Origin of the sequence: Caballeronia pedi (assembly GCF_001544915.2) — a bacterium.
In the GTDB taxonomy this organism is placed as follows: domain Bacteria; phylum Pseudomonadota; class Gammaproteobacteria; order Burkholderiales; family Burkholderiaceae; genus Caballeronia; species Caballeronia pedi.
Genome location: NZ_FCOE02000001.1, coordinates 427,437 through 452,713, shown reverse-complemented (window position 1 = coordinate 452,713; position 25,277 = coordinate 427,437). Strand labels below are relative to the sequence as shown.

20 protein-coding genes are annotated in these 25,277 nt (G+C 63.6%); 9 read left to right on the top strand and 11 right to left on the bottom strand.

Features of this window, described 5'->3' with window-relative positions:
• The first annotated feature begins 181 nt into the window (after positions 1-181).
• Together AWB80_RS02095 and AWB80_RS02090 are read left to right on the top strand one after the other, a co-directional pair.
• Positions 182-1,354: an MFS transporter gene (locus AWB80_RS02095; RefSeq protein ID WP_061172959.1), complete on the top strand. Its 1,173-nt coding sequence runs from the start codon at positions 182-184 to the stop codon at positions 1,352-1,354.
• A 22-nt stretch (positions 1,355-1,376) separates the two neighbouring features.
• Positions 1,377-2,528 (top strand): MFS transporter, encoded by a 1,152-nt coding sequence (locus AWB80_RS02090; protein WP_061172958.1) that lies wholly within the window; start codon positions 1,377-1,379, stop codon positions 2,526-2,528.
• A gap of 36 nt (positions 2,529-2,564) precedes the next feature.
• Here AWB80_RS02090 and AWB80_RS02085 read toward each other — a convergent pair whose 3' ends face one another.
• From AWB80_RS02085 to hmgA, 3 genes are read right to left on the bottom strand one after another with little or no spacing between them, the layout of a single operon-like run.
• On the bottom strand, positions 2,565-3,920 hold the full coding sequence (locus AWB80_RS02085; protein WP_061172957.1) for an MFS transporter: 1,356 nt from the start codon (positions 3,918-3,920) through the stop codon (positions 2,565-2,567).
• Positions 3,921-3,980: 60 nt separating this feature from the next.
• Positions 3,981-5,267: a fumarylacetoacetase gene (gene fahA, locus AWB80_RS02080; RefSeq protein ID WP_061172956.1), complete on the bottom strand. Its 1,287-nt coding sequence runs from the start codon at positions 5,265-5,267 to the stop codon at positions 3,981-3,983.
• The gene (hmgA, locus tag AWB80_RS02075) at positions 5,264-6,601 is read right to left on the bottom strand and encodes a homogentisate 1,2-dioxygenase (RefSeq protein ID WP_061172955.1); all 1,338 of its coding nucleotides are present in this window, start codon (positions 6,599-6,601) and stop codon (positions 5,264-5,266) included. Before hmgA ends, fahA begins: the two co-directional genes overlap by 4 nt.
• Positions 6,602-6,832: 231 nt before the next feature.
• Here hmgA and AWB80_RS02070 point away from each other — a divergent pair, with 231 nt between their 5' ends.
• Complete coding sequence (locus tag AWB80_RS02070; protein WP_061172954.1) at positions 6,833-7,657, top strand: EAL domain-containing protein; 825 nt, start codon at positions 6,833-6,835, stop codon at positions 7,655-7,657.
• 48 nt (positions 7,658-7,705) lie between these two features.
• Here the strand turns inward: AWB80_RS02070 and AWB80_RS02065 are convergent, their stop codons facing one another.
• Positions 7,706-9,241 carry an FGGY-family carbohydrate kinase gene (locus tag AWB80_RS02065; RefSeq protein WP_061172953.1) on the bottom strand — a complete coding sequence of 512 codons (1,536 nt, stop codon included), beginning with the start codon at positions 9,239-9,241 and terminating at the stop codon, positions 7,706-7,708.
• 315 nt (positions 9,242-9,556) lie between these two features.
• On the opposite strand from AWB80_RS02065, the gene dalD reads away from it, so the two are divergent.
• The 3 genes from dalD to AWB80_RS02050 all read left to right on the top strand — a co-directional run bounded on the left by dalD (position 9,557) and on the right by AWB80_RS02050 (position 13,750).
• Positions 9,557-10,936 (top strand): D-arabinitol 4-dehydrogenase, encoded by a 1,380-nt coding sequence (dalD, locus tag AWB80_RS02060; protein ID WP_061172952.1) that lies wholly within the window; start codon positions 9,557-9,559, stop codon positions 10,934-10,936.
• Between the two features lie 236 nt (positions 10,937-11,172).
• The gene (xylB, locus tag AWB80_RS02055) at positions 11,173-12,654 is read left to right on the top strand and encodes a xylulokinase (protein WP_061172951.1); all 1,482 of its coding nucleotides are present in this window, start codon (positions 11,173-11,175) and stop codon (positions 12,652-12,654) included.
• A 148-nt stretch (positions 12,655-12,802) separates the two neighbouring features.
• Positions 12,803-13,750: a sugar-binding transcriptional regulator gene (locus tag AWB80_RS02050; RefSeq protein ID WP_061172950.1), complete on the top strand. Its 948-nt coding sequence runs from the start codon at positions 12,803-12,805 to the stop codon at positions 13,748-13,750.
• Between the two features lie 4 nt (positions 13,751-13,754).
• Here AWB80_RS02050 and AWB80_RS02045 read toward each other — a convergent pair whose 3' ends face one another.
• From AWB80_RS02045 to AWB80_RS02015, 7 genes are all read right to left on the bottom strand, one after another.
• Complete coding sequence (locus AWB80_RS02045; RefSeq protein ID WP_061173100.1) at positions 13,755-14,618, bottom strand: MOSC domain-containing protein; 864 nt, start codon at positions 14,616-14,618, stop codon at positions 13,755-13,757.
• Between the two features lie 97 nt (positions 14,619-14,715).
• Entirely contained in the window at positions 14,716-15,852 is a 1,137-nt protein-coding gene (locus tag AWB80_RS02040; RefSeq protein WP_061172949.1) for an ABC transporter ATP-binding protein, read from the bottom strand.
• Between the two features lie 43 nt (positions 15,853-15,895).
• Positions 15,896-16,609, bottom strand: coding sequence for an HAD family hydrolase (locus AWB80_RS02035; RefSeq protein WP_061172948.1), 714 nt, complete (start codon positions 16,607-16,609; stop codon positions 15,896-15,898).
• Between the two features lie 10 nt (positions 16,610-16,619).
• The gene (locus AWB80_RS02030) at positions 16,620-17,471 is read right to left on the bottom strand and encodes a carbohydrate ABC transporter permease (RefSeq protein ID WP_061172947.1); all 852 of its coding nucleotides are present in this window, start codon (positions 17,469-17,471) and stop codon (positions 16,620-16,622) included.
• Positions 17,468-18,406, bottom strand: a complete 939-nt coding sequence (locus AWB80_RS02025) for a carbohydrate ABC transporter permease (RefSeq protein ID WP_061172946.1) — start codon at positions 18,404-18,406, stop codon at positions 17,468-17,470. The genes AWB80_RS02030 and AWB80_RS02025 overlap by 4 nt, the downstream gene beginning before the upstream one ends.
• 68 nt (positions 18,407-18,474) lie before the next feature.
• Positions 18,475-19,833 carry an ABC transporter substrate-binding protein gene (locus AWB80_RS02020; protein WP_061172945.1) on the bottom strand — a complete coding sequence of 453 codons (1,359 nt, stop codon included), beginning with the start codon at positions 19,831-19,833 and terminating at the stop codon, positions 18,475-18,477.
• Positions 19,834-20,060: 227 nt separating this feature from the next.
• On the bottom strand, positions 20,061-20,834 hold the full coding sequence (locus AWB80_RS02015; RefSeq protein WP_061172944.1) for an L-iditol 2-dehydrogenase: 774 nt from the start codon (positions 20,832-20,834) through the stop codon (positions 20,061-20,063).
• Positions 20,835-21,926: 1,092 nt separating this feature from the next.
• On the opposite strand from AWB80_RS02015, the gene AWB80_RS02010 reads away from it, so the two are divergent.
• From AWB80_RS02010 to argJ, 3 genes are read left to right on the top strand one after another with little or no spacing between them, the layout of a single operon-like run.
• Complete coding sequence (locus AWB80_RS02010) at positions 21,927-23,282, top strand: asparagine synthase family protein (RefSeq protein WP_061172943.1); 1,356 nt, start codon at positions 21,927-21,929, stop codon at positions 23,280-23,282.
• A gap of 24 nt (positions 23,283-23,306) precedes the next feature.
• Positions 23,307-24,083: an enoyl-CoA hydratase/isomerase family protein gene (locus AWB80_RS02005; protein WP_208635591.1), complete on the top strand. Its 777-nt coding sequence runs from the start codon at positions 23,307-23,309 to the stop codon at positions 24,081-24,083.
• Positions 24,080-25,273 (top strand): bifunctional glutamate N-acetyltransferase/amino-acid acetyltransferase ArgJ, encoded by a 1,194-nt coding sequence (argJ, locus tag AWB80_RS02000; RefSeq protein ID WP_208635590.1) that lies wholly within the window; start codon positions 24,080-24,082, stop codon positions 25,271-25,273. The genes AWB80_RS02005 and argJ overlap by 4 nt, the downstream gene beginning before the upstream one ends.
• Positions 25,274-25,277 lie beyond the last annotated feature (4 nt).

Genomic DNA, 25,277 nt, shown 5'->3' with positions numbered 1-25,277 from the left:
CGTCGCCGCGTCCGGAAGAATATCCGTTCAGGCGCGGCGTGGCGCGTGGCGGTCGATATCAGGGTTTATACCAGCATCAAAAATTACCTTTCGGTACAATCCGGGCCTTCAACTCCGCCTTTGCGCCTGCATCTCAATCCGACGATGCGCGTGAAGCGTGACACCGCGCGCGCCCTCCGCCATGCCTCTGCCCCTCGTCGCTCTCGCCATTGCCGCGTTCGGCATCGGCACGACCGAATTCGTCATCATGGGCCTGTTGCCCAATGTCGCGCGCGATCTCGCGGTGTCGATTCCGGCTGCCGGCATGCTCGTTTCCGGCTATGCGCTCGGCGTCACGATCGGCGCGCCGATCCTGGCTGTGGTCACCGCGAAGATGCCGCGCAAGCAAGCGCTGATGAACCTGATCGGCGTGTTCATCGTCGGCAATCTGCTGTGCGCGCTCGCGCCGAATTACTGGGTGCTGATGGGCGCGCGCATCGTCACGGCGTTCTGTCATGGCGCGTTCTTCGGCATCGGCTCGGTGGTCGCCGCCGATCTCGTCGCGCCGAACCGCCGCGCGCAGGCCATCGCGCTGATGTTCACCGGACTCACGCTCGCCAACGTGCTCGGCGTGCCGCTCGGCACCGCGCTCGGCCAGGCGGCCGGCTGGCGCGCGACGTTCTGGGTGGTGACGCTGATCGGCGTCGCGGCAGCGGGCGCGCTCGCCGTGTGCCTGCCCAAGCACATCGAGATGCGCGACACCAGCATCCTGCGCGAATTCGACGTGCTCAAGAACCCGCAAGTGCTGATGGTGCTCGGCATCAGCGTGCTCGCGTCGGCGAGTCTGTTCTCGGTCTTCACGTATATCACGCCGATCCTCGAAGACATCACGGGCTTTTCGCCGCACGCGGTCACTTACGTGCTGCTGCTCTTCGGCCTCGGGCTGACGGTGGGCAGCACGCTCGGCGGCAAGCTCGCGGACTGGAAGCTGCTGCGCTCGCTGCTGACGTTTCTGCTCGCGATCGTCGTCATTCTGACGATCTTCGCCGGCACGATGCACGAGCCCGTCCCGGCGATGATCACGATCTTCTTCTGGGGCGTGCTCGCGTTCGCGATCGTGCCGCCGCTGCAGATGCTGATCGTGAACCGCGCGAGCGACGCGCCCAACCTCGCGTCCACGTTGAATCAGGGCGCGTTCAACCTCGGCAACGCGACGGGCGCGTGGCTCGGCGGCTGCGTGATCAGCGCGGGCGCGCCGCTCACGTCGCTGCCGTGGGTCGGCATCATGATGGCGGCGAGCGCGTTCGGTCTCACGTTGCTGTCGGCGACGCTCGACAAGCGCGCGCGCCGTCTTTCGATCGGACAGGCCGCCTGATTCTTATCGGGCGGTACGTTGCATGAAGGGCATCCTTTCGCGTGATTTTCTGGCGCTGATCCTGAGCGTCGCGGTGGTCGGCCTGGGCTTGGGCGCGACCTTGCCGCTGACCGCGCTCGCCTTGACCCAAGCGGGCTACGGCACCGGCTTGGTCGGCCTGATGACTGCCATGCAGGCGGGCGGCGGCCTCGCGGTCGCGCCGTTCGCGAGCCGCGTCGCGGCGCGTTGCGGCGCGCGCGAGACGATCGTCGGCACGGTGATCGTCGCGGCGCTGTCCACCATCGCGATGCAGTTCACCGTGGATCTTTGGCTGTGGGCCGTGCTGCGCTTTCTGTGCGGCGCGGCGCTGATGCTGCTCTTCACGATCGGCGAGGCGTGGGTCACGCAGCTCGGGGACGATACGACGCGCGGCCGCGTCGTCGCCATCTACGCGACCAACTTCACGCTCTTCCAGATGACCGGCCCGGTGCTCGTCAGCGTGATCGGCGGCCTGCCCTCGATGCGCTTCGCGATCTGCGGCGCGATCTTTCTGCTGGCGTTGCCCGCGCTCGCGTCGATACGCGGCACGCCGCACGCGCTCGCTTCCGGCGACGGCGAAGGCGAGCACGGCGACTGGCGGCAAGTGCTGCCGCGTATGCCGGCGCTCGTGATCGGCACGGGCTTCTTCGCGCTCTTCGACACGCTCGCGCTCTCGCTGATGCCGCTCTTCGCGATGTCGCACGGTATCGGCGAGGAGACCGGCGTGCTGTTCGCCTCCGCCATCCTGTTCGGCGACACGACGATGCAATTCCCGATCGGCTGGCTCGCCGATCGCATCGGGCGCGCGAAGGTGCATGCGGGCGCGGGAGTGGTCGTCGTGGTGCTGTTGCCGCTGCTGCCATGGGCTGTCGAGCATCCGTGGATCTGCTGGCCGCTGCTTTTCGTGATCGGCGCGGCGGCGGGCAGCGTCTACACGCTTTCGATCGTCGCGTGCGGCGAGCGCTTCCGCGGCCCGACGCTCGTGTCGGCGACAGCGATCATCGGGGCGTCGTGGAGTGTGGCGAGCTTCGGCGGTCCGATCGTCGCGGGGACGTTGATGCAGCGTATCGGCGCGGATGCCTTGATCGGCGTGTTGACTGCGGCGGCGGCGGCGTTTCTGGTGGCGGTCTGGTGGGAACGGCGCGCGACGCGCTGAGCATCGATCACGCCGCCCGACGCGCGCTCCGAACCGTCAGGCCGTGCGCAGCGTTCCGCCCTTTTCGCGCTGCACGACCGCCAGCACGGCGACCAGCAGCGTGGAGCACAACACCGGCACCGCCGCGGCGTGAAACAACGCGACATTGCTCCAGCCGAGCGCGATCATCTGCCCGCCGACGAGCGGCCCGATCACCGATCCGACGCGCCCGATGCCCAGACTCCAGCCGATGCCGGTCGAGCGCAGCGTCGTCGGATAGAAATGACCCGCGAGCGCGTTGACCGCCGGTTGCCCGCCGATGATACAAAAGCCGGTCGCGAACACCACCACGAACAGCCATACCTGTACGTGCGCGACGCCGCCGATCAGCCCGACACACACCGCACCCACACCGAAGCATGCGAGCAGCACGCGCACGAACCCGAAGCGTTCGATGAACCAGCCGAGCGAAAGCGTCCCGAGCACCCCACCCGTCTGCAGCAAGGTGCCGATGAGCACCGCCATTCCTTGCGTGTAACCCGCATCGCGCATCACGGTCGGCAGCCAGTTCGACAGGAAGTACAGATCGATGAGATTCATGAAGTTGATCGCCCAGAGAATCAGCGTCACCGGCCCGCGGCCCGCGCGGAACAGTTCGGCCACCGGCGCACCGCCGCCCGCCTTCTCGTGCACGACCAGACGTGTCGACGCATCGATCGGCAGCGCCGGATCGAATTTCGCGAGCCACGCCTTCGCGCGCGCTTCGCGGCCCTTGAGCACCAGAAACTGCAGCGATTCGGGCAGCGCGACGATCATCACCAGCGCGAGCAGCAAGGGCACCGCGCCGCCGACCCAGAAGACCGAGCGCCAGCCAAACGCGGGAATCAGCGCGGCGCTCAGAAAGCCGCCCAGCGCCGCGCCGAGCGTGAAGCCGCACGACACGAGCATCATCCGCTTCACGCGATGCGCGGGAGTCGAGAACTCGCCGACGAGCGCCATCGCGTTCGGCATGATGCAGCCGAGCCCGAGACCCGTGATGAAGCGCAGCACCGTGAGCAGCGCGAGATCGTGGGTGAACGCGGTAGCGATCATCGACGATCCGAAGAACACGGTCGCGCCGATCAGCACCGGGCGTCGCCCGATGCGGTCCGCCAGCACCGACAATCCCAGGGAGCCGATCAGCATGCCGAAGAGGCTCGCGCTGAACACCGGTCCGAGCGCGGCCGTGGACACATGCCAGTCCGCAATGACCGCGGGCGCGACGTAGCCCATCGCCTGTGCGTCGAAGCCGTCGATCACGAGGCATAGCCCGCAGAGCACGAGCAGCATGAACTGGAATGCCGGCCGATGTGCGTCGCCGAGCGCACGCTCGACATCGATCACGTTGCCCTGCGGAGTGGTCTCGAACGCCATGTCGTTTTCCTTTGCTTGAAAAAAAAGCGGCCTCGCCGGGCCGCTTCACAAGATCGCAGATCAACCGCGCGCCGCAAGAATCTGCCCGGCGCACGCGCCAAACCCAACGCGATAGCCGTCGCCCTGACACCATCCGCGCAAGGTGATTTCGTCGCCGTCCTGCAGGAACACGCGTTCCACGCCCTCTTCCAGCTTCAGGGGCCGCCGCCCGTTCCAGGTGCTTTCGAGCAGGCTGCCGCACGATTGCGGTGTCGACCCGCTGATCGTGCCCGAGCCCATCAGATCGCCGACGCGCGTATTGCAGCCGCCAACCGTGTGATGCGCGAGCTGCTGTGCCATCGACCAGTACATCAGCTTGAAGTTGGTGCGCGAAATGCTGGCCGGCTGACGCGCGCCCTCGGCCCGCAGCAGCACTTCCAGTTCGATCTCGAACGCGTGATCGCCCGCGTGGCGCAGATACGCAAGCGGCTGCGGCTCCTGCACGGGCGTCGCGGTGCGAAACGGCTCGAGCGCGTCGAGCGTGACGATCCACGGCGAAATGGTGGTCGCGAAACCCTTCGAGTTGAACGGCCCGAGCGGCACGTATTCCCATTGCTGGATGTCGCGCGCGCTCCAGTCGTTCAGCAGCACCATGCCGAAGATATGCGCTTCCGCGTCCTCACACGCGATCGGCTCGCCGAGCGCGTTGCCCCGGCCGATGATGAAGCCCGTCTCCAGCTCGATATCCAGTTTGCGGCACGCGCCGTAGACCGGACGATCCTGATCCGGCAGCTTGATCTGCCCGTTGGGCCGGCGCACCGGCGTGCCGCTCACCACGACCGACGATGCGCGCCCGTTATAGCCGATCGGCATCTCCGACCAGTTCGGCAACAGCGCGTTCTTCGGATCGCGGAACATCGAGCCGACGTTGGTCGCGTGCTCCTTCGACGAATAGAAATCCGTGTAGCCCGGAATCTCGACGGGCAGATGCATCGTCGCATCCGGGCGCGGCACGAGCGCGCGGCGGCGCAGCGTTTCATCGTCGCGCAAGGTTGCGTTGCCGTGCGCGAGCAGACCGCTCAAGGCGATGCGCACTTCACGCCACTTCTCCCGTCCGAGCGCGATGAAGTCGTTCAGACGCGGCTTGTCGAACGCGCCGTGCGCATCGACGAGGCCGGCGCGTTCGAGCGCGGCCAGATCGACGATCCAGTCGCCGATCGCGACGCCCGCGCGCGGCTGTGGGTTCACCGCGTCGCTGAATACGCCGAACGGCAGGTTCTGGATCGGGAAGTCGCTCGCGGGATCGTTCGCGGATTCGATCCAGCTTTTCAAGGCGGGCGCGAGTGTGGCCTGCAGCGCGTCGTTCATCGTTGCTCCGGGTTGAAGTGTTTCGTGAGGCCTTGCCAGCACTCGTAGTAGTTCGCCTGCAACTGCGCGGTTTCGAGCGCGAACTGCGTCGGCTTGATCAGCGTGCGCGTCTCGAACATGAAGGCCATCGTGGCATCGACCTTCGCGGGCTTCGAGGTATCGCTGCGCGATGCCTTCTCGAACGTCTCCGCATCGGGCCCATGCCCCGACATGCAGTTGTGCAGACTCGCGCCGCCAGGCAAGAAGCCTTCGGCCTTTGCATCGTAGACGCCGTGCACGAGGCCCATGAACTCGCTCGCGACATTGCGATGGAACCACGGCGGGCGGAACGTATCCTCCGCCGCGAGCCAGCGCGGCGGGAAGATCACGAAGTCGATCGTGTCGACGCCCGGCGTGTCGCTCGGCGATTGCAGCACGAGGAAGATCGACGGATCGGGATGGTCGAAGCCGATCGAGCCGATGGCGTTGAAGTGGCGCAGATCGTACTTGTACGGCGCGTAGTTGCCGTGCCACGCGACGACATCGAGCGGCGAATGACCGATATCCGCACGCCACAGCACGCCGTTCATCTTGGTGACGAGTTCGAACCTGCCTTCGCGGTCTTCATAGGCGGCGTGCGGCGTGAGGAAGTCGCGCGGATTCGCGAGTCCGTTCGAGCCGATCGGCCCGAGATCCGGCAACTGCAGCAGCGCGCCGAAGTTCTCGCAGATGTAGCCGCGCGCTTCGCCCTCGGGCAATGCCACCGAAAAGCGCACGCCGCGCGGAATCACCGCGATCTCGTACGGTTCGACATCCAGCTTGCCGAGTTCGGTCGAAATCGCGAGACGGCCTTGCTGCGGCACGATCAGCAATTCGCCGTCGCTGTTGTAGAAGAAGCGGTCCTGCATCGAGCGGTTCGCCGCGTAGAGATGAATCGCGCAGCCGGACATCGATTCGGCGGCGCCGTTGCCAGCCATCGTCACCCAGCCGTCGATGAAGTCGGTCGGCGCGGCGGGCATCGGCAACGGGTCCCAGCGAAGCTGATTGGGCGGCGTAGCGGGCACGTCGGCGAAATTGGCGACGAGCTTCGCGCGCAGCGCGTCGGCGGGCACGCGCGTGAACGGCTTGTGCACCGCGCCCGGCCGGATGCGATACAGCCACGAGCGGCGATTGTGCGCGCGCGGCGCGGTGAATGCGGTACCCGAAAGCTGCTCGGCGTAAAGGCCGTAGGCGGCGCGCTGCGGCGAGTTGCGGCCGATCGGCAGCGCGCCCGGCAGCGCTTCGGTGGCGAAGTCGTTCGCGAAGCCGGATTGATAGTGCTGGTTCGCGTCCGTGTGCGTCTCGAACGTTGGCATGGTCGAAATCCTCGACAAAAGAATGAGTGCGGGCGCATTGCCGCCGCGTTTTACGCATAGTAAAACCAATTACGATTAGTGAAATTCATCGTAAACCCTTAATCGACGCGCTTCTTCCGGCATATCAATATGTGAATTTGGTGCTGGACGCGGTGTTGCGCGCTGATACCATCGACCATTCCAACGAAAATCGCCGGTGCGGCACGCCCCCATAAACCGAACGCTCCATCCATGATCGCCCCGTCCTTGCCTGAACTCGTCGCCCGCGCCGCGGAACATCCGTTTCTTGGCGCGCATGTCGTGCTCGGCGAGAACGAGCATGCGGGCGAGGCGATCGCGCATTACCGCGACCTGTGCATTTCGAGCGCGTACGAGCCGATCTTCGATGTCGGCACGCACAGTTTTCCGCAGACCTTGAGCGCGTCGCCGGAGAGCGCCGAGCGGTTCGGCGACGAGCTCGGCGTGCAGGCGCTGACGCTGATTCAGGGCGACGCGCCGCGCGATCCTTTCGGGCAACTGGAAGATGATCGCGAGCTGGTCACGCTGGACCGGTTATCGCGCGCGCTGCATGCGTTCAACTTCTTCGGGCCGCATCGGCCCGGGTTGCTGTTTTTGCGCGTGCATGAGCGGCTTTTGAAGAGCGTGAAGTACGACCATGGGCTGCACTTCTCTTCGGTGCTGATGGAGTTCGGTATGAGCCCGTCGCGGGTGGTGATCGAATTGCCGGCGGCAGCGGTTGCGCACAAGACGTTTCTTGGGTATCTCACCAAGAGCTATCAGCATTACGGGTTCAAGGTCGCGGGGAATTTGCCCAATGCAGGGCAGATCATGGCGGTGTCGGACATGGCCCGGCTCGACTTCATCAAGATGGATGCGGGGGCGGCTTTGCGGGATTCCGTGGTGAAGCATCTGGTGGCTTATGCACATCGGTTGAGGATTCCGCTCATCTTTTCCAATGTCTGCGATGAAGCGCAGTTCAATGCGTTGCAGCAGTTCGACGTGCATTTCGTGCAGGGGCCGGTGTTTGATTCGCATCCGGTGCTGGGGGGGCGGTAGGGTTTTTGGGGCTTCTATGGGATGTCAAAATAACCCCCAAAGACGCCCTCACCCCCGCAACCGATGCATCAACGGCTTCAACGCCGGATAAAGCTCCCGATATACCTCGAAGCGTTCCGCATAAACGCTCTCCCGCGCCCCATCCGGCCGAGCCCGCTCAACCACCCACCCGCCTTCGGCGGTCTCCCGCGACACGAGTTCCGCCCCCAGCGCCGCCAGCAACGCCGCCCCCATCGCCGCTTCGACATCCTGTTCAATCGACAGCACCGGATACCCGGTCACATCCGCGATGATCTGCATCCACAGATCCGAATGCGCCGCGCCGCCCACGACGATCAACCGGTCATCGAGCGACTGCGCCCCACGCCGCCCCGCCTCCATGTTGTGCTTCAACGCAAACGCAACCCCTTCGAGCACCGCACGATAAAGCGTCGCACGCGTATGAAACAGATTGAGCCCGACGAACGTGCCGCTCGCGTGCGCATCCCACACCGGACTGCGCTCGCCCATCAGATAAGGCAGGAACACGACGCCATCGGAACCCGCCGCAACCTGCGACGCCGCCTCCTCCAGCAGGCGATGCGGATCGCCATGCGGCAGCGCCTTCGCTGCGGCGATTTCTCCCTGGCAAAACTGATCGCGATACCACGCCACACATTGCCCCGCCGTGCTCGCGCCGCCGAACACATACAGATCGTGCCTGCCGTTATACACATGCGGCATCGACACGAGTCCGTGACTCGCATCGACGGTCTGGTTGATATAGCCCCAGCACATGCTGGTGCCGATCATCGCGACGTGATGACCCGCCTTGGTAACGCCCGCCGCGAACGTCGCCACAGCCGCATCGACGCCACCCGCGACGACCGGCGTGCCCGCGGCGAGACCCAGCTTGCCGGCCCACTCCGGCACCAGTCCGCCCACTACGTCCGACGATTCGACGAGCCGCTGCGGCATCATCGAAGCGGGAATGCCGAGCATGTCGAGCGCCTCCTTCGACCATGCGCGCGCCGCGATGTCGTACACGCCGCCGAGGTTCCCCGCCGAACTATGATCGACGGCGAGCTCGCCCGTCAGACGCTGGATCACGAACGCATTGGGCGGCAGAAAATAGCGCGTCTTGTTCCACACATCGGGCTGGTGATTGCGCAGCCATAGGATCTTCGTGAAGCCGTAATAACTGTCCACGCCGTTGCCCGTGATCGTTTGCAGCCGCTTCATGTCGACATGCTCGCGCACCCACTCGACCTCCGCCGTCGCGCGCCGGTCCATCCAGATGAGACACGGATAGAGCGGCTCCATGTTCTCGTCGACGGGAATGCCCGAGCCGCCGTAGAGACTGCTCACGCAGAGCGACTTGACATCGCTTGCCGCGACGCCCTGCTCCCGCGCCTTCGAGACGACGCCCGCGATACACGCCGTCACGGCATCGAACCACACCGACGCCCACTGCTCCGCCCACAAGGGCTTGGGCGTATCCGGATGGTAGGCGCTCGAATGCTGCGCGACGATCGCGCCGCTGGTATCGACGAGCAACGCCTTCGTGCTCTGTGTGCCGATGTCGATGCCGATCACGTAATCCATGTCTGTCTCCCGCGTTCTAATTTTCCGCCTATCGTTATAGGCAATTGGCTCACGCACCTTCGTTCAATGGCCGTCGGGTTGACTATCCGGGTTATTCCCGATCCGCTGCCGCCCATGAAATTTGTGCGCCGCAGAGGTGCGTAAATTGCGCGGCATCGCACGACGCGACGCGTCTTGACTTTCGTTCCCGCGAATACGATCATTAGATCATCAATAGAGCAAATGCTCACTCAACCGCCTTGACCGTGATCGCGCGGCATCGCGAACCGCCGTCCGCGCAGAACGGGCGCACAGCCAATCAGAGGAAGAGACGACATGACTAGCGAAGCCAACGTGATCCTGCACATCGGCGCCGGGTCTTTTCATCGCGCGCATCAGGCGTGGTATCTGCATCGACTGATCGAGACGGGCGATACGCGCTGGTCGCTCGCCGTCGGCAATATTCGTGGCGACATGAACGCGGTGCTCGACGCGCTGGCCGCGCAGAACGGCGAATACACGCTGGAAACGGTCACGCCGAAAGGCGAGCGCGAGTACGAGACCATCCGCGCGATCAAAAAGGTCGTGCCGTGGTCAGCGGATCTGAACGCGCTCATCGCGACGGGCGCCGATCCGGCGTGCAGGATCGTGTCGTTCACCGTTACCGAAGGCGGCTATTACCTCGACGAACACGACAAGCTCGACACCGCCAACGCGGATCTCGCTGCCGACCTCAAGGGCGCGAAGACGACGATCTACGGCGCGCTCGCCGCCATCCTCGATGCGCGCATGACGAGCGGCGCGGGCCCGGTTTCGCTGCAGAACTGTGACAACCTGCGCAGCAACGGCGACCGCTTCAAGGCGGGCATGCTCGAATTTCTGGAGCGGCGCGGCGAGCACGCGCTGCGCGAGTGGATGATCGCGAACACGTCGTGCCCGAACGCGATGGTCGATCGCATCACGCCACGTCCGACGCCCGATGTCGCCGAGCGCGTGAAGGCCGCGACGGGCTTCGACGATCGCGCGCCGGTGATGGGCGAAAAGTTCATCCAGTGGGTGATCGAGGACAACTTCATCGCCGGGCGGCCCGCGTGGGAGAAGGTCGGCGCGGAGATGGTCGAATCGGTGCATCCGTACGAGGAGGCGAAAATCCGCATCCTCAACGCGAGCCATAGCTGCATCGCGTGGGCGGGCACGCTCGTCGGCCTGCAATATATCCACGAAGGCACGCAGGACCTGGAAATCCGCGCGCTCGCGGATGCCTACGTCACCGACGATGTGATTCCCTGCCTCACGCCCAGCCCGATCGATCTCGCGAAGTATCGCGATGTCGTGCTCGACCGCTTCAGCAATCCGTATATCAAGGACACGAACCAGCGCGTCGCCGCCGATGGCTTCTCGAAGCTCCCCGGCTTCATCGCGCCGACGCTCTCCGAATGCTTCGCGCGCAACGTCGATCCGGATTCGACCGCCATCCTGCCCGCGCTCTTCTTCCGCTTCCTCGAACGCTGGCACGAAGACAAGCTGCCCTATGCGTATCAGGATGGCGTGATGGACCCGGCCGTCGCGCACGGCTTCTTCACGGCGCCGGATCCGATCAAGGCGTTCACCGGCGACAAGCTCCTGTGGGGCAGCATGGCGCAGACCGAAGGGCTGGAGCGCGTGATGCGCAACGCGATTTCGAAGGTCGATGCGTGGCTCGGAAATCGGCCATAACACGCGGCCATAACACGCGGCCATAACACGCGGCCATAACGCGCGGCCATGAAGCGCGGCCATAAGCCACGCGTTATCGCCATTCTCATCGCTTCCCAGAACCAGAAGCCGCGCCGCTCGGGTAATGTGCCCATGGCGCGGCGCGCTGCGTGGCGTTAAATTAGCGCCTCCCGCTGGATGGCGTCACGCCTGGCCATTGGCCGGGTTCGTTCCCGGCAACGACAAAGGGTCCGTTCATGTACTTAGGCATCGACCTCGGCACCTCCGAAGTGAAAGTTCTGCTGCTCGCCGCCGATGGCGCCGTGATCGGCACGGCGGGCACGCCGTTCACCGTATCGCGTCCGAAGCCGCGCTGGTCGGAGCAGAATCCGCTCGACTGGTGGGAAGGCACGCGCGCCGCGCTCTTCAAGCTGCGCGAAAAGTTTCCCGGTGAATTCGCGCAGATACGCGGCATCGGCCTGTCGGGTCAGATGCACGGCGCGGTGCTGCTCGATTCACACGACAATGTGCTGCGCCCCGCGATCCTATGGAACGACATGCGCAGCGACAAGGAGTGCGCCGAACTCTACGAGCGCGCGCCGAACCTGCACGAGATCGCCGGCAATCTGGCGATGCCCGGCTTCACCGCGCCAAAACTGCTCTGGGTCGCGCACAACGAACCGGAAATCTTCAAACAGACCGCGTGCGTGCTGCTGCCGAAGGATTATCTGCGGATGCATCTGACGGGCACGAAGGTATCGGATCCGTCGGACGCGGCCGGCACGTTGTGGCTCGACGTCGCGCGTCGCGACTGGTCCGACGAGCTGCTCGCCGCGTGCGGCATGTCGCGCCAGCAGATGCCGTCGCTGGCCGAGGGCAGTGCGCCTTCGGGCACGTTGCGGCCCGAACTCGCGCGCGAGTTCGGCCTGGGCGAAGGCGTGATCGTCGCGGCGGGCGGCGGCGACAATGCCGCGAGCGCGGTGGGCATCGGCGCGACCGATCCGGGCGATGGCTTCCTGTCGCTTGGCACGTCGGGCGTGCTGTGCGTGATCGGCGATCGTTTCCGGCCGAATCCGGCGTCGGCGGTGCATGCGTTCTGCCACGCGATTCCGGATCGCTGGCATCAGATGAGCGTGGTGTTGTCGGCGGCGAGTTGTCTGCGCTGGGTGTGCAAGCTGACGTCGACGGACGAGCCTACGCTGCTCGCGGAAATCGAAGCCTTGCCCGCCGATGTGCTGCCTTCGGCGCCGCTCTTTCTGCCGTATCTGAGCGGCGAGCGCACGCCGCACAACGATCCGTACGCGCAAGGTGTGTTCTTCGGCATGACCCATGCGACCGATCGCGCCTTGCTCGGCTATTCGGTGCTCGAAGGCGTGACGCTCTCGCTGACCGATGGTCTCGATGCGCTGCAGTCGGCGGGTACGCAGGCGCGGGCGTTGTCGATGCTCGGCGGTGGTGCACGCAGCGCGTACTGGGCGCAGATGTTCGCCGATGCTTTCGATACGCCGACACGTACGCACGGTGGTGGCGAAACAGGCGCGGCTTTGGGCGCTGCCCGGCTTGGCTGGCTTGCGGCAGGCGGCGATCCGGCGACGGTGCTCGCCAAGCCCGAAATCAAGCAGGAGTTCACGCCGAACCCGCAGCGCCATGAGTTGCTTCGGCAGCGTTTGAAAGGGTTTCGGGAGCTTTATCAGCATGTGAGGCCGTTGTTTGATTCGGCGCGGCCGAGGTTGGCTTGATTTTGTGGTGCGGGTGGGCTTCTATGGAACTTGTCGGCGTGTCAGTCTGCTAGCGTTGCCCCTGTGCGGGGCAACGCCAATAAACCGACCCGCTGACGGGATTCGGCAACACCCCCAAAAAACAACAATACAAAAAGCCAAACCACCAGTGCCCAAGTCCACTGAAAAACTCGACCTCGCAACGCGCGCAGCGTGGCTCTACTACGTCGCCGGCAACACCCAGAACGAGATCGCAGAAAAACTGCAGATCTCGCGTCCGGTGGCGCAGCGCCTCGTCGCCTTCGCCGTCGAAAAGAACCTGATCCGCGTGCGGGTCGATCATCGCATCGCCGATTGCCTGTCGCTCGCCAAGGCGCTCAGCGACCGCTACGGCCTCGCGATGTGCGAAGTCGTCCCCATCGACGGCGACGCCCCCGAGCAGGTCGACCGCAAGCTCGCCGTCGCGGGCGCGCAAGTGATGGAGCGCTATCTGTTCGAAGAGAAGCCGCTCGTGGTGTCGATCGGCAGCGGCCGCACGCTCAAGGCCTGCGTCGCGCAGATCGGCCAGCTCGACCGGCCGCAGCATCGTTTCGTCTCGATGGTCGGCGCCATCGCGCAGGACGGTTCGTCGAATCGCTACGACGTCGCGCAACAGCTGTCGGAAAAGACCGGCGGCAAGCACTTCATGCTGCCCGCGCCGCTCATGGCCGACAGCGAAACCGAGCGCGCACAGTGGGTCAATCACCGGCTGTATCGCATCGTCAGCGCGCTCGCGCAGCAGGCGGATGTGGCGTTCGTCGGCATCGGCAACGTGGGCGTGAACTGCCCGCTGCACGAAGACGGCTTCATCACGCGCGCGGAAGTCGACGAGATGATGGGCGCGGGCGCCGTGGCCGAATGGCTCGGGCTGCCGATCAATGCCGAAGGCAAGCGCGTGACGTCGAAAACCGGCGCGCGCGTGACGAGCCTCAAACTCGACACGCCGCCGAAACGCCCGACGATCGGCTTCGCAGGCGGACAGCGCAAGCGCGAGGCGCTGATCGCCGCGCTGAAAGGCCAATGGCTGTCGGGACTCGTGACCGACGAGTTGTGCGCAAAGGCCGCGCTCGACGCGTGACGCGTCAGAAGTCGATTTCGGCTTCCACTTCCTGCCCGACTTCCAGCGCGACGCCCTCGCCTGCCACGATGATCGCGTTCTTGCCGAACGTCAGCGCACCGTCGAACTGCTCGCTGCCGCGATACGCGCTCATCGTGTCGAGCGGCTCGTGCGGCCACGACGGATTCGGCGCGCCCGTGTCCTGATCGATCGACGGAATCGGACAGCGCGTGCACAGCTTCACGAGGCGCAATTGCACGTCGCGCTCCGGCACGCGAATCTGCATCTCGCCGACGAAATCCTCTTCGTACGCATCGAGTCCGCCGATCACGAGATTCGGCCGGAAGCGATTGGCGGCGATGCCCGGCGCGCCCTTGGTCGACAGGCGCGCGTTGAGATCGTCGAGCGATGCCTGGCCGAGCACCAGCAGCGGAAACTGATCCGCGAAACGCGTATGCACGGCAAGCGGCGAGGTCCATTCGTCGCTGACGTCGCGGCGTGCGGACGGCGCGAAGCGCGCGAGGCACGCGGGCAGGCCGAGAAACGCGCTGAACCATTGCGCGGTGTGCGCGCCGGTGTCGAGCGCATCGACGGTATCGCGCCAGACGGTCGCCCGCATCGGCTGAGCATCGGTCAATGCTTCGGCGCGCAAGGGCGTGCGCAGCGTCGGCATATTGGGTGCATCGATCACGAGATCGTCACCGTCGAACGCGGTTCTGATCAACGCCATGCGCGGATGCGTGCGCTGCGTGAACATGCCGCCCGACGCATCGGTCACCATCCAGTGGCGGTCGTACTCGAGACCCGTGTCGAAAAGCGTAGCGCGGCGCAGGGAAATGCCCGCGCAGGACTTGATCGGATAGACGAAGAGTTCGGTCAGGACAGGCATGGCGATATCGTGTGGGCATGCGCCGGTCATCGAGTGTGACCGGTCGCAAACGCGATTATCGCTCTTCTCCCGTGCCCCGCGAAAAGCGGCGACAGGCTCACGCCGCCGTCGCATGCTCCCGCAACCACGAATCCACGACCTTGCGCGTGAACGCCTGCCCTTCCGCGTTGAACAGATGGCAATGCTCCGCCGACGCCCCGAGCTTCAGCTTCTCGCCGCGCGCGTGCTTCTCCAGCGGCGGAATGCGCGAGATCAGGCCATCCGGCGCGACGTCGGTTTCGGCATAGAGATACGCCGCGTCGCCGAGCGTCTCGACCGTCATCGCCGACGCCGAAACACCGAAATCGCCCGCTCCCGGCGAGTTCGGCTGCAAGTGCTCCGGACGAATGCCGACCGTGACCGCATCGCCCGCCTTCGCGTTGCCCGGCAACACGCCGGCGAGTTGCGTCTCGCCCGTCGCGTACTTCACGAGGACGCCGTCGCTCTGTACCTGCGCAATCGTGCCCGACAGAAAATTCATCTTCGGCGAGCCGATGAAACCCGCCACGAAGCGGTTCGCCGGCGCGTGATACAGCGTGTTCGGCGTGCCGACCTGCTCGATGTTCCCCGCCGACAGCACCACGATCTTGTCCGCCAGCGTCATCGCTTCGACCTGATCGTGCGTCACGTAGATCATCGTCGTCTTGAGGTCGTCGTGCAGGCGCGCGAATTCGAGGCGCATCTTCACGCGCAGCGCGGCATCGAGGTTCGAGAGCGGCTCGTCGAACAGGAACACCTTCGGCTTGCGCGTGATCGCTCGCCCGATCGCCACGCGCTGGCGCTGGCCGCCCGACAGCGCCTTCGGCTTGCGATCGAGCAGGTGATCGATGTGCAGAATCTTCGCGGCGTTCTTCACGGCGGCGTCGATCGCGGGCTTCTTTTCGCCCGCGAGCTTCAGGCCGAACGCCATGTTGTCGTACAGCGTCATGTGAGGATACAGCGCGTACGACTGGAACACCATCGCGATGCCGCGCTTGGCGGGCGCGAGTTCGTTCACGCGCGTGTTGTCGATCATCAGTTCGCCGCCGCTGATGTCCTCCAGACCCGCGATCATGCGCATCAACGTCGACTTGCCGCAGCCCGACGGGCCCACGAACACGACGAACTCGCCGTCGTTGATATCGAGGTTGATGTTGCGCATCACCTCGGTCTCTTCATAACGCTTGGTGATGTTGCGCAGTGTCAGGCTAGCCATGGTGTGTCTCCCGTCTTCATTGTCGACGCGTCGCGCGCCGTCGCTATCTGATTTCGAACGCCGCGTTCTGCAGCCATTGCTCGACGAGCGCCGGCAACCGCGTCATGTCGTCGAATACCGCCTGCGCACCCGCTCTCTGCAGCGCGCCGATCTGTCCTTCAGTCGCGTGCCCGCCGCCGATGAAACCGAGCACCGGCATGCCCGCCGCCTTCGCGGCCGTCACGCCCGTCACGCTGTCCTCGACGACGAGGCAACGCAGCGGATCGATACGCATCGCGCGCGCCGCCGCGAGATAGACGTCGGGCGCGGGCTTCGGATTCTCGACCATATCGGCGCAGAAACGCCGCTCGCCGAAGAAGCGCAGCAGGCCGGTGCGTTGCAGCACGGCATCGACATAGGTGGAGAAGCTGTTGCTCGCGCATGCCTTCGTGAAGGGCACGGCCGCGAGCGCCTCGGCGATGCCCGTCACCGTCGGCGCCTGCATCGCCGCGACTTCGACCGAACGCCGGATCACGATGACCTGTTCGTGCGTGAGCGTGCGGTTCACCGTATCGGCGGCGCTCGCGAGCACGGCCTCGATGCGCAGGCCGAGCAGCGGCATCACGACCGGCTCGACATCGACGCCCGGCCACAGCGCTTCCAGCTCGGTCACGAGCATGCGCGCCGCCACTGCTTCGCTGTCGATGAGCACGCCGTCGCAATCGCAGATCAGCAGGCGATCTTCGAGATTGGCTTCGTGGGATGGAGTGAGGTTCACGCTCGCATCCTCACTTCACCGCGCCAAACGTGAGGCCGCGCACCAGTTGTTTCTGAGAGAGCCAGCCGACGATCAGGATCGGCGCGACCGCGAGCAGCGAAGCGGCCGAGAGCTTGGCCCAGAACAGGCCTTCCGGACTCGAATACGACGCGATGAACACCGTGAGGGGCGCCGCGTTCGAGCTCGACAGGTTGATGCTCCAGAACGCCTCGTTCCACGACAGGATGATGAGCAGGAGGCCCGTCGAGGCGAGACCGGGCAGCGCCATCGGCATCAGCAGATAGACGATTTCCTGCCAGGTCGTCGCGCCGTCGATGCGGCCCGCTTCGAGAATGTCCTTCGGCACTTCGTTGAAGTACGTGTAGGCCATCCACACCGCGATCGGCAAGTTGATCAGCGTGTACACGATGACGAGCCCGGACACGGTATCGAGCAGGCCCGTGTTCTTCCACAGCAGGTAGATCGGCACGAGCACGCCGACCGACGGCATCATCTTCGTGGAAAGCATCCACAACAGTACCGACTGCGTCTTCTTGGTCGGGAAGAAGGCCATCGCGTAGGCGCACGGCACGGCGAGCAGCAGACAGATCACCGTGACGCCCAGCGAGATCAGCACCGAGTTCCACGCGAAGCCGAAATAATTGCTGCGCGCGAACACTTCACGAAAGCTGTCCAGCGTCGGCGTGAAGAAGAGCGACGACGAATACGCCTGCTGCTCGGTCTTGAACGCGGTGATCGTCATCCAGAAGATCGGGAAGAACAGCAGGATCGACACGAGCCACGCGACGATGCCGGGCACGATGTTCTTGGCGTGACCGAGCGCGGTGGTGCGCGGCACGCCGGAAACCGGTTGGGTGCTCATGACTCGTACTCCCCTTTGAGGTTCTTCGCGAGCATTCTCACGAGGAAGAACGCGACGATGTTGGCGAGAATGACCGCGAGAATGCCGCCCGCCGACGCGAGACCGACATCGAACTGCTGCAGGCCGAGCGCGTAGATCAGGTACGAGAGGTTGGTCGTCGCGGTACCGGGGCCGCCGCCGGTCGTCGTATAGATTTCCGCGAAGATCGACAGCAGGAAGATGGTTTCCATCATCACGACGACAGCGACCGCGCGTCTCAGATGCGGCAGCGTGATGAAGAAGAACATCGCGAACGGACCCGCGCCGTCGATGCGCGCCGCTTCCTTCTGCTCCTGGTCGAGCGATTGAATCGCCGTGAAAAGAATCAGGAACGCGAACGGCAGCCATTGCCACGCGACGATCACGATCACCGCGAAGAGCGGATAGTCGGCGAACCAGTCGATCGGCTGCATGCCCATCGAGCGCATCAGGCTGGCGATCAGGCCGTACACCGGATGCAGGATCATGTTCTTCCAGATGAGCGCGGACACCGTCGGCATCACGAAGAACGGCGCGATCACGAGCAGCCGCGCGATGCCTTGCCCGAGGAACTTGCGATCGAACAGCACGGCGAGCAGCACGCCGCCCACGACCGTGATGACGAGCACCGAAATGATCAGCGTCAGCGTGTGGCCGATGGACGGACCGAAGGCCGGATCGGTGACGAGAAACTCGAAGTTGTCGAAGCCCGCGAAGCCTTTGACATCGGGATTCAGCAGGTTGTAGCGCGAGAACGAAAACCAGATCGTCATCGCGAGCGGAATGGCCATCCACAGGAAGAGCAGTCCGGTCGATGGCGAGATCAGCCAGCGCACCGACTTCGCGCGCCGCTTGTCGCGCTCGGCGGCGGACTCCTCCAGAGGATGATCGGTGATGGGGGGATTCAGTTGACTCATCGTTTCACCTCTCGATGATGATGCCTGCGGGCCGTTTCATGATGAAACGGCCCGTGTACCGCGCGGATTTACTTCTGATAGCCAGCTTGCTTCACGGCGCGATCCGCGGCTGCGTTCGCCGCCTTCAGCGCCTGATCGACGCCCGTCTGACCCGCGACGACACCCGCGATCGACTGACCGACCACCGTGCCGAACGACTGGAACTCCGGAATGCCGACGAACTGGATGCCGCTATACGGCACCTTCTTGAGCGTGGCGTCGTTGGGGTCCGCGGTCTCGATCGCCTTGAGCACGAAGTCGCCGAACGGCGCGGCCTGCTTGTACTCGGGGCGCGCGTAGGTCGATTTGCGCGTGCCCGGCGGCACCGAGGCCCAGCCTTCGTCCTTGCCGACCATCTCGATGTATTCCTTCGAGGTCGCCCACGCGGCGAACTTCTTCGCGGCGTCCTGCTGCTTCGACGTCTTCGGGATCGCGAGCGACCACGACCACAGCCAGTGCGAGCCCTTCGGCGTGACGGCGACGGGCGCGGCCGCGAAGCCGATCTTGTCCGACACCTGCGACTGCGCCTTGTTGTAGAGCATGCCAGCGGCGACGGTCGCGTCGATCCACATCGCGCACTTGCCGGAGGACATCAGCGTGAGGTTCTCGTTGAAGCCGTTCGAGCTCGCTCCCGGCGGGCCGTCGCTCTTCAGCAGATCCGCGTAGAAGCCGACCGCCTTCTTCCATTCGGGCGTGTCGAGCTGCGCTTGCCACTTCTCGTTGAACCATTCCCCGCCGAAGGTGTTCACGACCGTCGACACGAACGCCATGTTCTCGCCCCAGCCCGCCTTGCCGCGCAGACAGATGCCGTACTGGCCTTTGGACTTGTCGGTGAGCTTGTCGGCGAACTGCTTGATCTGGTCGTAGGTCGGCTGGTCGGGCATCTTGAGGCCCGCCGCCTGGAACAGATCCTTGCGGTAGTACGTCATCGAGCTTTCGACGTAGAACGGGAGTGCATAGAGCACGCCGCCGGACGATAGGCCGTCGCGCGCGGTCTTCACCACGTCGTCGAGATCGTAATTGGCGGGCAGGCCGGTCATCGGCGAGAGCCAGCCGCGCTTGCCCCATTGCGGTGCCTCATACGTGCCGATGGTGATCACGTCGAACTGGCCGCTGTTGGTGGTGATGTCGGTCGTCGCGCGCTGACGCAGCACGTTTTCTTCGAGGATCACCCACTTCAGCTGGATGTCGGGATTGGCCTTCTCGAACGCCGGCGCGAGCTTCTTCAGCTCGATCATGTCGGGGTTGTTCAGCGTGGCGATCGTGATGGTCGTCGCGGCATGCCCCGACAACGGCACGAGCGCGGCGGCGGCCAGCGCGGCCGACAGAACCGATACGGCGCGGCGCGCGCGCGGTTGTGCTCGAACGATGCGTTGAGTGCGTTTCATGGAAGTTCGTCTCCTTTTTGTTGGCACGGGCACAGCGGATGGTCTCGATGCATGACCGCACGTGCCGTGTATGCCGCTGCCTGCTTTCGAGGGTGCGCGATCGTGGATCGCGTACTTGCCGGGTTTATCCTTCCTTCGTCACCATGGCGCCTTCGTCCTGACGCCGTTTCACTATAGACGGTGCTTCCCGCGCTTCAAGCCGTAAGCCGCGCGCGAGTGCAATAGCATCAACTCATCCAGTTGCCGCCATCGACGTTGATCGTCTGCGCGGTGATGTAATCCGCATCCGATGACGCGAGAAAGAGCGCCGCGCCGGTCAGATCGGCGGGCAGTCCCATGCGCCCGAGCGGCACTTCCTCGCCGACGAGACGCTTCTTTTCGCCGAGCGGGCGGTTTTCGTAGCGTGCGAAGAGCGCGTCGACTTCCTTCCACATCGGGGTATCGACGACGCCCGGCGCGATGCCGTTCACGTTGATGCGTTCCTTCGCGAGTGCGAGCGCCGCCGATTGCGTATAGCTGATCACCGCCGCCTTGGTCGCGCAATAATGCGACACGAGCGCCTCGCCGCGCCGCCCGGCCTGCGATGACATATTGATGATCTTGCCGCCGCGCCCCTGCTCGACCATGCGCTTCGCGACCGCCTGCATCAGGAAGAACATGCCTTTCACGTTGACCGCGTAGAGGCGGTCGTAGACGTCCCAGGATTCGTCGAGGATCGGGCGCATGTCGAAGAGCGCCGCGTTGTTGAAGAGAATGTCGACGCCGCCGAACTGCTCGACGGTACGCGCAACGATGCGCTCGATATCTTCGCGTCGCGTGACGTCGGCCTTGAGCGCGAGCACGCGCGTGGCGACATCCGTGAAGCGCTGCGCCATGTCGTGCTCGTCTTTCACGTCGACGACGACGACCTGCGCGCCTTCCTCCAGATAGCGCCGCGCGACCGCTTCGCCGATGCCGCTCGCAGCGCCCGTGATGATCGCGACCTTGTCTTTCAGTCTCACCGATGTCTCCGATAGCTTTGAATCGCCTCTCGCGTGAGCGAACGCTCTGCGAGTGAACAATTGCTCTCTGTTTGATCGAATGATCGGCGTTGTGCGTGATCGTGTCAAGGCATCGGCGCGGGTTTCGATGTTGCGGCGCGCAAACGGCCGGAGGTGCTGGGGAAAACCCGTCTGGCACGGGGCAAATGAGCAAGGAGCGTACCGCGAAGGACGATCGATTATGGATGCATAATCTCGGTCCGAGATTCTCCTAATTATCGGTCGGGCTAAATATCGATCAGACACGCTCAATAAATATGCCTTTTCAGAATTACGCATCACGCAATTTCTCTCATCCCGAAATTAATCAATTCACACGACAAGCGATACATTACGAGAGTTACAAAATTTTGCGAATCAAATCCATTTTATAAAATGCTTAGTTATGCTTTAATCTTCCCCATCGATTCAACTTGCGAAAAGATAGATTCACGTTTTACCAGTAGAAGCGCCCTATCGAGCGCTTAAAAAGGAGACGCCTCATGTTGCCTAAATTCAGCAATTCCAATCCAGCACAGACGCGATTTCGCGCAAGAACAAAAACATCGATCGTGATGCGCTCGGCCTCTTGCCTCCTGACCGAGAGAGAGTCGGGCGACGACAATCCACGCTTGAGCCCATTTCGTCACGTCTCGGCCGAGTAAAGGACTCACCCAGTCTTTATTGCCGCGATACGACTGTTTCGCCGGGATTTCATGGCGATCTTGCTCGACGAAGCAAACTCGCATGCACGAAGTCTCAACGAGTGAATATTGCCGATGGCGATTCGGGGCCGCGAACGGGCGCCATTGGCGCTGTTCGCCTAGAAATTCCCGATTCAGACACCGCTAAAAATCGCCGACCTGTTGTTTTAAGGCATTTAGCGCATTTAACGCGCGAGAGCGCTCAACTCAACTGATCATTGCCATGACATTCTCATTTGTCGCCACTCCGAATGCAGCCCGGCCACTTACGGCTTCCCTGGCGGATTTACGACGCCAAGGGGACATTCTCGAAATATCGGGCTGGCAATTCTGGTTAAAAAGATGGCGCGGCACCCATCAATCAGAAATCATGCATGTCGAAAACAATCAGACTCACGTCCTGATCGGACGCCCGACCAACGCGGACGAGTTGCGCTCGGTCGCGACTTTGGTGACGGCGGAAGCGCTGTCGGCGAATATCGTTCAAGTCTTGGTGATCCTTCTCGAAGCCTACGGCGACGCGATTCTTTCCCTCGTCGAAGGGCCGTACACCCTCCTGACCTTCGGGCCGCGAGGCAAGCTGACCGTCGCCACGGACGCGCTCGGCTTGCAGCCCGTCCACGTAGTGCGCGGCCGCGCATTGTGGGTGACCTCCGAACTCAAGAATGTTGGCCTGTGCGGGCCGGGAGAATTCGATTTCCTGCCCGAGAACGAGGTCATCGCGCACGACGACCGGGCAGATACCTTTCTGCCCATTCGCAACGCAGAGCGCATCCGGCCGGGATCAGTCTGCCAATTCGGCTTCGATGGACGTGGTCATTCGATGATCAACGCACGCCAGTATCTGACGCTCAGGCTCGCGACGCCCCAGCGACTGAAACGCGAACACGCGCGACAACTGACCTATTCATTGCTTTCAGCGTCGGTGAAAAGCGTTACGGATACGAGCGGTCCGGTTTCGATTCCCCTGTCCGGCGGTCTGGACTCGAGCATGGTGACAGCGATCGCCGCACGGCATCGACCGGAACTCAGCACGTTCGCGATTGGCACCGGCACAAGCAACGAATTTGCGTTCGCGCAGACGGTGGCGCGCCATGTCGGCACCACACATCGCGAGTTGACTTTCAGCGACGATGCGATCCTACGAGGAGCCCACGAAGCCATTTACTACAACGAGATATTCGACGGCTTGTCGGCCGAAATCCAGGCCAGTCTCCTGTGTCTGTACAGGTCGCTTGAGAGCACTGGCGGTCGAATCGTCACGGGCTATGGCTCGGATCTGCTGTTCGGCGGCGTTCTGAAGGCCGGCAGCGCGCCTAATGACGCAAATGCGGAACTATGGCGGCAAGTCTATCGGACGCGCTGGACCGGTGAGTTTTCTCAATACGGCGCCAATCGATACGGCCTCGAAGTTCACCACCCGTTCTGGACGACGCGTCTCATGACGTTCGCGCTCAACCTCGCGCCGGAGATGAAGGTTTCGGATGACGAAGTCAAAGTCATGCTGCGGGAATGCGCGGCGGAGAACGCGCTGCTTCCGGAGGAGATCGTCTGGCGACGCAAGATCGGGATCCACGAAGGATCTTCCGTGAACAGCATCTTCGCGGCCCACGTTGGCGTCGAAACCAGCGACTACGCAGCAAAGACGAAATACACCTATTGCAAGTATCGGGCGTATCTGTCCGGCGAAGACGCGCCGCCCGACGCGGAAACGCACAAGCATTAACGTTACCTCAACAGGAGAAGATCGATGTCGCTGGTCATGGAAACCAATGTACGAGGCGTCCGCGTCGTGACGCTGAATCACGCGAGCCGAATGAATCCGTTCAGCGCTGAACTCGAAAACAGCATCAAGGCAGCGCTCGCGCGAGCGAACGCCGACCCCTCCGTCACCGCCGTCGTCGTGACAGGCGGTCCGGACCGCTCGTTCAGTGCAGGTGGTGATTTCAACGAAGTGAAGCTGATGAAGGGCGGCGAGGAAGTCGATCGCTGGATCGACAGAATCACGGATCTGTATTCGAGCGTCCTGACTGTCGACAAGCCCACGGTCGCGGCCATCGATGGCTACGCCATCGGCATGGGCTTTCAGTTCGCGTTGATGTTCGACTGGCGGCAAGCCGCCAGGTCGGCGGAATTTCGCATGCCGGAGTTGAAGCATGGTATCGGCTGCTCGGTGGGTGCAGCGATATTGCGGCACGCCCTGGGGTATTCGAGCATGCAGGAAATCGTATTCGCGTGCGAACCGATAGACGCGGAGACGGCCATGACCTATGGCATCGTGAACCGGCTATCGACGCCCGAGCAACTATTGCTCGACGCCATCGCTCGTGCGGAAGAGATGGCGTCGTACCCGCAAGTACCCTATCGCGCGACCAAGCAGACCATCGTGCAAAGCATGCGCGAAGTGCTGCTGCAATCCGCTGATGCATCCAAGCGCGTTCACAAGGCTGCGTTCTTAGCCCGCAGTCCGCACGCACATTTCGCACGCGTGCTCGGTGAAAGCGAAGTGAGCATGGACGCCCAATGAAAGACCGTGATTTCATTTCACTGCCATTGAGTGATGCCTCGCCGATGCCGCGCGGTTTCAGAACGTTCGTCGCCTCCGCTGGAATCAAGGATGCGTCACGCGACGTCGCCGTGATGTTCAGCGAAGTCCCGTGCGCGGTGGCCGGCGTCTACACACGCAGTCACTTTGCCAGTCCGGCGGTTCGAGCGTCGCGCCGGCAACTGATCCATGGCTCGGCGCGCGCGTTGCTCGTTGTCTCCAAGAACGCGAACGTCGCGACCGGCCCGCAGGGAGTGGCGGATCTGGACTCGCTCATACGGCGCTTGTCCGGGCAACTCGCCATTGCCCCCGACGAAGTGCAAAGCGCCGCGACGGGCGTCATCGGCAGACGACTGCCCGTTGACAGGATCGCGAAGGCGCTGCCTTCTGATCGGGACCGGTTGACCGCGCCAGCCGACTTTCGCGCCTTCGCGCAAACGATCATGACCACCGACACGACGCCCAAGGCGGTCTGCATTCCGGTTGGGAACAGTGTGCTCGTAGGAGTTGCGAAGGGCGTCGGAATGATCGAGCCGGACATGGCAACGCTGCTCGTCTACTTCTTTACCGATGCGCAAATCGCCCAGCCCATCTTGCAGTCGAGTCTTGCCTCGGTCATCGACGAGACGTTCAACTGCATCACGGTCGATTCGGATACGTCCACCAGCGACAGTTGTGCGATCTTCGCGAACGGACTCGCTGGTCCGGTCGGCGCCGACGCATTCAAACACGCATTGGTCGATGCCGCTTCGCACCTCGCGACGATGGTTATGGGCGACGGCGAGGGCGTGACCAAGATCTTCAAGGTCATCGTCGAACAGGCCGAATCGGCATCGGTCGCCAAGGCGATCGCGAAGTCGATTGCTAACTCTCCACTGGTCAAGACAGCCATTCACGGCAATGACCCTAACTGGGGCAGAGTCGCGATGGCCATTGGCAAATGCGATCGCAACTACCGTATCGATCCGGAACGCACACGCATTTCGATTTGTGGCATCCGCGTGTACCCGTCATCAGGCGAACCGGATGTCCTTGCGGTACGCGAATCGATGCGCGGCTCGCGACATCTGGACATCCACGTTGACCTAGCGATCGGCGACGGGCGCGCCGAGGTGCTGGGATGCGACCTGTCGCCCTCGTATGTCGAGTTGAACAGCCATTACACAACGTAGTTGC